This is a genomic window from Aurantiacibacter xanthus, from assembly GCF_003584015.1.
Lineage (GTDB): Bacteria > Pseudomonadota > Alphaproteobacteria > Sphingomonadales > Sphingomonadaceae > Alteraurantiacibacter > Alteraurantiacibacter xanthus.
Genome location: NZ_QXFM01000120.1, coordinates 33,977 through 41,152, shown reverse-complemented (window position 1 = coordinate 41,152; position 7,176 = coordinate 33,977). Strand labels below are relative to the sequence as shown.

Here is a 7,176-nt window from a genome sequence, read left to right as displayed (position 1 = left end):
TGAACCGCCCCGCGATTGCCGGAGGCCCCAACTCCTGAGAGGAAGGGTCTATGAGCAAGACGACGAACAAGTTTTCACCCGAGGTTCGCGAGCGGGCGGTGCGGATGGTTCTCGACAGCGAGAAGGATCATCCCTCGCGCTGGGCCGCGGTGACATCGATTGCCGGCAAGATTGGCTGCTCGGCCTACACGCTGCTCGAGTGGGTGAAGAAGTCCGAGGTCGACAAGGGCATGCGTGCTGGCGTTCCGTCCGAGCTGGCTGACAAGCTCAAGGCGCTGGAACGCGAGAACCGCGAGCTGCGCCAGGCCAACGAGATCCTGCGCAAGGCGTCTGCTTATTTTGCCCAGGCGGAGCTCGACCGCCCACTGAAGCGATGAGCGGGTTCATCGACGAGCATCGCGAGGAGTACGGGGTCGAGCCGATCTGCAGGGTTTTGCCGATCGCCCCATCCACCTACCACGAGCGTGTCGCGCAGCGGCGCGATCCCTCGCGAATGTCGGCCCGTGCCCAGCGCGATCAGGCCCTGAAGCCCGAGGTGCTGCGCGTGTTCTCCGAGAACTTCGGCGTCTATGGTGCAAGGAAGGTGTGGCGGCAGATGAAGCGCGAAGGCTTCGACATCGCCCGATGCACGGTCGAGCGGCTGATGCGCGATCTTGGTCTGCAGGGCGTGATCCGGGGCAAGCCGGTGAAGACGACGGTGAGCGACAAGGCGGCGCCTTGCCCGCTCGATCAGGTCAACCGGCAGTTCCATGCCCCGGCGCCGAACATGCTGTGGGTGTCGGACTTTACGTACGTCGCGACTTGGACCGGGTTCGTCTACGTCGCCTTCGTGATCGACGTGTTCGCCCGCTATATCGTGGGCTGGCGAGTGAGCCGGACCGCGCATGCCGGGTTCGTCCTGGATGCCCTGGAGCAGGCGATCCATCATCGGCGGCCCGTCCATCATGGCGGTCTTATCCACCACTCCGACCGCGGTAGCCAGTACGTCTCGATCAAGTACACCGAGCGTCTCGCCGAAGCCGGGATCGAACCTTCGGTGGGCAGCGTTGGCGACAGCTACGACAACGCTTTGGCCGAAACGATCAACGGACTCTACAAAGCCGAGGTGATCCACCGACGCGGGCCGTGGCGGTCGTTCGAGGCTGTCGAACATGCCACGCTCGAATGGGTGAGTTGGTTCAACAACAGGCGGTTGCTCGAGCCAATCGGCAACATCCCGCCCGCCGAAGCCGAAGCACGATACTACGCCATGCTGGACGAACGCCCGATGGCGGCATAACTCAAACCAAATGGCCTCCGGCAATCGCGGGGCGGTTCATTCATTCCGGCAGAGTTCGATTACAAACGCACCGACTATATCGCCACGATGCCGGTGAGCCTGACCTATCGCAGTCGCAACTGGTCGCTCGGCATCATGGCCGAGCCGCGCGTCACATGGTCGACCGACGTCAATTATCGTTCGTGGGATGCCCGTTTCGGGCCAAGTTTCAAGGTGAACTTCTGATGATCCGATCAGTCTCGACACTTTTTGCCGGGCTTGCTTTCGTGGCGAGTGCCGGCATCCCCGCTCCGCTGGCCGCGCAAGACGGTGCTCCGGGTATTCCGGGCTGGAGCCGCAGCCAGGCCCGCGATGCGCAGCGAGAGCTGCGTTCCTTCGAACGGTTCACCTACGAGGTGCCTGGCGTTCCGGCTGAACAAGCCAGGCGCTTTCGTCGCGCCGCCAGCGTCTTCACGGCTTTCCGGGCTTTTCCGCAGGTCTCCGTGCTCGCCTACGATCATGTCACGCGCTGCGCGCTGACTGGTGAGGTGGAAGTTGGCGAGGCGTCCGGTCCACTGCACTGGGTGCGGTTCGCTGAAGCCAGACGCGAGGCCGACGTTTTGGCGATGGCTGCCGACGGCTATGTCACGCTTCGCAACTTTGCCATTAGCGAGCCGCTTGTCGATGACGGCAACTGCGCTTCCGATGTCAGCAGCGCATACGGTAACGACGCCGACGACATTCGCGGCGCAGAAAAGCTGGCCGAACACATGGTCAGCATGATGAGCGGCGGACAGATCGGCTCGGACGAAGCTCCGCTGGATGTAGCCGCCCTGCGCAGCACGGTTTCGGGTCTGCTCACCGCCAATGCCGAACTCGCAGCAGTCGACCTGCTGGCCGCGACCACCACGGCCGAGCGTACCATCGTTATCGTGGGCGATGCGGGGGGGCAGACGCGCCTCGCGGCGCAATATCGCAATCTGGCCGATGGCCGATGGCAGTTTGAACGCGCGATTTCGCTCGGCAAGGGCTTCGCGGACTATGTGGAGACCACCCGATGAACAATCGTTTTACCGCCTTGCTGGCTGCTGCATCCTGTGCGGCCATGATCGCTTCGCCTGTCATCGCTCAGGATCAGGGAACCTACGATGACAACGAGCGATCAGGGGGCAATGCGCCTGACAACTACAATTTCGCTGGTTCCTGGCTCACCGATCTGATTGGCAGCACCGATGACGGCAGCGGCGAAGGAAGCAGTTGGCTTGATCGCATCACCGGAATCGGCGACGCCATCAGGGACAAGTACGATGCCTTTCAGGCCGAAAGAGCCGCGCAGAGGCAGCAGGAACTCGCCAATCGGCAGGCAGCAGAAGCAGAGCGCCTTGCCGCTCCCCGAAACTATGCAGATCTGAACCAGCACGAGATGCATGATTTCGACATGCGCCTCGCGTCCATGCGCGATGGCATCGGTGACGTTATCCGAGACTATGCAGCAGTCGAAAACAGTCTGTGGGAACAGGCCCATCGCATTTTTGCCGATAACCGCTCGTTCGGGTTTCAGGGCGGCGGCCAGAATGAAGAGGGCAGGCTGACCTACATCGGCCAATATGAAAGTGGTTATATCGCTGGCACATACGTCCTGACGGAAAACACGGGCCCGAACAGCGAATTCATGACGGCAGGCGCATTTGCTGGGGTTTCGACCCGGTCGGGCAGGGTTTCCGGTGTTTATCGGACTTCCCCTACGCAATATCAGGGCACCACCTACACCGAGCGTGGCAATTTCTCCGGGCAGCTTTCTACGAACCTGTCCGAATTGTTCAGCGGTGGTTTCTCCTGCACCGATGATTGCATCCCGGACTGAAAGAAATGGAAGGCGGGCGCTGAAAACCGCCCGCCGCCATGATCTTGAGCAGATGCAGGCTCAGATGCTCTGCATCTGGGGCCCCATCTAGAGGGCCGGCTGGTCGGAAGGTGTCGGCAACCTGTGCGGCTCACCAATGCTGTTAGGTTGGCTGTCCCGCTGCGCGGGCCCTTCGCTGCGAAACCAGACATCCAGCTCGGTCATATTCGGAAAGCTGCCGCTTTGATGCGTGTCAGGCATCGGCTTGAGTTGGTCACAAGCCCCAGCTCCGGAAGACAAGGGTGCAGAGCCCACAGCCGCAAGTTCCGGGCCTTCTTAAGGGAATCGTGAGAGGAAAGCTCTGCCCCAGACTCATTTCCGTACATACGGATTTTTCTTGCTATCCTGCCCGTAATAAAAATACGTACATCCGTCTTAATTGTGAAATGCATCCGCTGTAGCAGGCCCTCATCACGCAGCCTCAAAGGGGGGATCATGCATTTTCGTTCGTACAGCCGTTTGCTCGCCACAGTGTCCTGTGGAGGCATCGCCGTTTTGACCGCATCGGGCGCTGCTGCGCAGACAGCAGAACAAACTGAGGGCGAAGCGGCCCTGCCTGAGATCGTAGTGACCGCGCAGCGCCGCACCGAGAACAGCCAGGATGTTCCGCTCGCCATCCAGACCGTCAGCGGCCAGGCCATCGCCAATGCCGGCTATACGGATGTGACGGATCTGCAGTACCTCGCCCCCGGCGTACAATACGACCCCACGCAGGGAGCGGCTTTCCAGATCCGCGGGGTCGGCACGACGTCGTTCGACTTTTCCAATGCGAAGTCCGTCAACGTCGTCGTCGATAACGTGGTGATGGATGGGCAGCGCGCCAACGGGTTGATCGGCATGGTTGATATCGACCATGTCGACGTGCTCATGGGGCCGCAGGGCACACTGTTCGGCAAGAACTCCACATCCGGGGTGATTTCCGTCACCACCAACCGGCCGCGCCTCGGCGTTACCTCGTTCCGCGGCAGCGTCTCTCTGGGTGAGCACAACGAACGCATCCTCAACGCCACGGTGAACCTTCCGATCGCGGAAAACGTTGCACTGCGCATCTCGGGCTTCGATCAGGCGGAGGACGGCTTCGGACGGAATGTCACGCTCGATCGCAAGGTCGGCTCGGTTCACGAATATGGCGGGCGGGCAAAGCTCTATTTCGAACCCAATGACAGCTTCAATCTTACCCTTGCCGGTGACTACGGACATCACTGGGACAGTTCGGTGCGCACGCCGGTCCGCGACCAGCCCCCACAGGTGACCGAGATGCTCAAGGAACTGGGCGTCGTTCCGGGACCCGAGAGCGCCGATACGGCCGATTCCCAGTTCGGCGAAATTGAAACCGAGGAGTGGGGTTTTTCGGGCAAGATGGAACTCGCCCTGGGCGAGCACACGCTGACCTCCATCACCGCTTATCGCCGCACCGGTTATGACAATGCCACGCCGGCCAATCTTCTGCCGATCGACCAATATGCGTTCGTGCCCTTCAATCAGGGCTATCTCGATACCGAGAAGGTCAGCCAGGAAGTCCATTTGGCGTCGCCCGCCGATCGTCCGGTCAGCTACGTGATCGGCTTCTTCTACAATGATTTGCAGGCCGTTCAGACCCAGTATCAATGGGCCACGCTGGGCGCGCCGGTTCCTGCAGAGGGTGGCAAGTCAACGATATTGTACGCATTGACCGGCGCGATTGGCGAGGCTGGCAACACCTCACTGTTCGATGCGAAGAACGAGACGGTGGCCGGGTTCGGCCAGCTGCAATTCGACCTGACATCGCGTCTGCGCCTCACGCTTGGCGGCCGCTACACGCATGACGAAAACTGGCAGGAGCTGTCCTACATTCAGACCGATCCGGTGCCGATCGTGGGCTACGATCCCACATTCGTCGCCACCAGTGCACCCCCGGCATTCCGCCAAGGAACCGCGAAGGGAGACAATTTCTCTTGGCGCGTCGCGCCCGAGTATCAGATCGGCGAGAACGCAATGATCTATGCGTCCTTCTCGACCGGCTACAAGCCGGCGGGCATTGCGTTTGTCGGCAACAAGTATGCGCCATATGCGGACGAGACCGTCAAAGCCTGGGAGGTCGGTCTCAAATCCGAGTGGTTTGGCCGGCGGCTGCGGTTCAACATCGACTTCTTCCGGTCCGACTTCACCGACTTTCAGGCGACGATCCTGACCCGTATCCCCGATGGCGCCGGCGGGACGCTGCTGGTGTCCGCGATCGGCAATGCGGGCGGCTTGCGCAGTCAGGGCGTCGAGACGTCGATAGCCGTGCGGCCTACGCGCTCGCTCTCGCTTACGGCGTCGGGCAGCTACACCGACGCGAAGTTCACCGATTACGTCTATAACACGACGACCGACTATACTGGCACGCGCCTTCCCAACGCGCCGGAATGGGCGGCGACGCTGGCGGCCAATCTGGACCAACCGGTTTCCGATAGCTGGCGCCTGCTGGCTCATGCCGATTATGCCTGGCGCAGCGAATACTGGACCGTGGTCGGACAGCCGGAGTACTCCCGCGTCCCCTCTTTCGGCCTGGCCAATGCGCGGCTGAGCGTGGCGAACGAGGCGGGCACGATCGAGGCCGGCATTTACGCGCGCAATCTGTTCGACACCTATTTCTCTACCGGGTGGCAGATCTACGGCGGCCTCGGGCTCCTCCATTACACCTCTCCCCGCGCGCGGCGAACGGCCGGGGTGTTCGTGAACTTCAATTTCTGATCGGAGTGAAATGATGCGCAGCCACACCCTTGGCGCAGCCTTGCTGTGCCTTGCCGCAATCGGCCCCTTGGCGCCGGTCCATGCACAGGAGAGCGAGCCGACCGATGCCAATGCGCCGCCCGAAGCCGCTCAATTGCCCGGCGACCTGCCGATCAACCGCATACAGGTGCTGGGAACCCATAACAGCTATTCGCTGGGGACCGACCCTCGCGTACGAGCCATGCTCGACGAGCGGATCCCCTCCATGCACAAAATCACTGCGAGCATACCCGCCGAGGCTCTGGAGGAATTCCGGACCGCACATCCCAACGATGTGACGATCGGTGAGGCGCTGAGCTATCGCTATACTTCGCTTACCGACCAACTGGAGCGGGGCGTGCGCAGCCTCGAGATCGATCTCAACGCCGACCCGCAGGGCGGGGCCTATGCCGACCCGGCAGCCTATAGAATACTGCGCGCCCAGGGTGTCAGCGATCTGGCGCCGTTCGACCCGGCGCCTCTGGCAGAGCCCGGGCTCAAAGTGCTTCACATGCCCGACATCGATTTCCGCAGTTCTTGCCCAACGTTCCACTCGTGTCTGGCAGAGATGAAAGCGTGGTCGGCCGACAATCCGGGCCATGTGCCGATCTTCGTGATGCTCGAAGCGAAGGTTCAGGCCCTCGGCATCCTGCCGGGCTCGGCGCAGGTGCCGCCTTTCACACCTGCAACCTACGATCAGATCGACCGCGATATCCTCGACATTATCGGGCGCGAAAATGTGATTACGCCCGACGACGTGCGCGGCGATCATTCGCGGCTCGAAGACGCAGTGCTGGCCGGCGAATGGCCAGACCTTGCCCAGGCGCGCGGCAAGTTCGTCTTTCTGCTGATCACGGCAACAGGCAAGAACGGGGCATCCGATTACCTGATCGGGCATCCGGGGCTGAGAGAGCGTGTGGCGTTCCTCGACTCCGTTCCCGGGCAGGATTTCGCCGCCTTCATCCTCAACGACAACGCCATCGACCGCGGCGACCAGATCCGCGACCAGGTGGCGAAGGGCTATCTGGTGCGCACCCGGGCCGATATCGAAACCTGGGAGGCGAAGGTCGATGACATGACGCGGGCGCGCGCCGCGTTCGCATCCGGCGCGCAGATCGTTTCCACCGACTTCATCGAGCCGGGCAACGCATACGGAACGCCCTATATTGTCGAACTGCCCGGTGGGGAGCCTGCCCGGATCGCTCCGCGTCCTGGCGATTGAGCGGGGGAGGGGGCTTCCCGCGAATGTCATCTGCGCGCCCTATGGGGCGCTACGTGAGTC

6 protein-coding genes and 1 other annotated feature are annotated in these 7,176 nt (G+C 61.9%); all 6 genes read left to right on the top strand.

Annotated elements, in window-relative coordinates; genetic code table 11:
- The first annotated feature begins 50 nt into the window (after positions 1-50).
- A protein-coding gene (locus D2V17_RS15855; protein WP_119592530.1) for an IS3 family transposase occupies positions 51-1,279 on the top strand; the annotation gives its coding sequence in 2 pieces (ribosomal slippage) (positions 51-339 and positions 339-1,279; 1,230 coding nt in all).
- Positions 332-448, top strand: a sequence feature (AL1L pseudoknot). It overlaps the preceding gene by 117 nt.
- Positions 1,280-1,372: 93 nt before the next feature.
- Positions 1,373-1,504, top strand: coding sequence for a hypothetical protein (locus tag D2V17_RS21940; protein ID WP_281270592.1), 132 nt, complete (start codon positions 1,373-1,375; stop codon positions 1,502-1,504).
- On the top strand, positions 1,504-2,319 hold the full coding sequence (locus D2V17_RS15850; protein WP_119593848.1) for a hypothetical protein: 816 nt from the start codon (positions 1,504-1,506) through the stop codon (positions 2,317-2,319). Before D2V17_RS21940 ends, D2V17_RS15850 begins: the two co-directional genes overlap by 1 nt.
- Positions 2,316-3,122: a DUF349 domain-containing protein gene (locus D2V17_RS15845; protein WP_119593846.1), complete on the top strand. Its 807-nt coding sequence runs from the start codon at positions 2,316-2,318 to the stop codon at positions 3,120-3,122. The genes D2V17_RS15850 and D2V17_RS15845 overlap by 4 nt, the downstream gene beginning before the upstream one ends.
- A 534-nt stretch (positions 3,123-3,656) precedes the next feature.
- Positions 3,657-5,876 (top strand): TonB-dependent receptor, encoded by a 2,220-nt coding sequence (locus D2V17_RS15840; protein WP_245978755.1) that lies wholly within the window; start codon positions 3,657-3,659, stop codon positions 5,874-5,876.
- Positions 5,877-5,889: 13 nt separating this feature from the next.
- Entirely contained in the window at positions 5,890-7,116 is a 1,227-nt protein-coding gene (locus D2V17_RS15835; protein WP_220474141.1) for a Ca2+-dependent phosphoinositide-specific phospholipase C, read from the top strand.
- Positions 7,117-7,176 lie beyond the last annotated feature (60 nt).

Bases quoted from the DNA above. Each gene is read 5' to 3' on its own strand.
- D2V17_RS15850 (WP_119593848.1), top strand. From the start codon at position 1,504: ATGATCCGATCAGTCTCGACACTTTTTGCCGGGCTTGCTTTCGTGGCG.
- D2V17_RS15845 (WP_119593846.1), top strand. From the start codon at position 2,316: ATGAACAATCGTTTTACCGCCTTGCTGGCTGCTGCATCCTGTGCGGCC.
- D2V17_RS15835 (WP_220474141.1), top strand. From the start codon at position 5,890: ATGCGCAGCCACACCCTTGGCGCAGCCTTGCTGTGCCTTGCCGCAATC.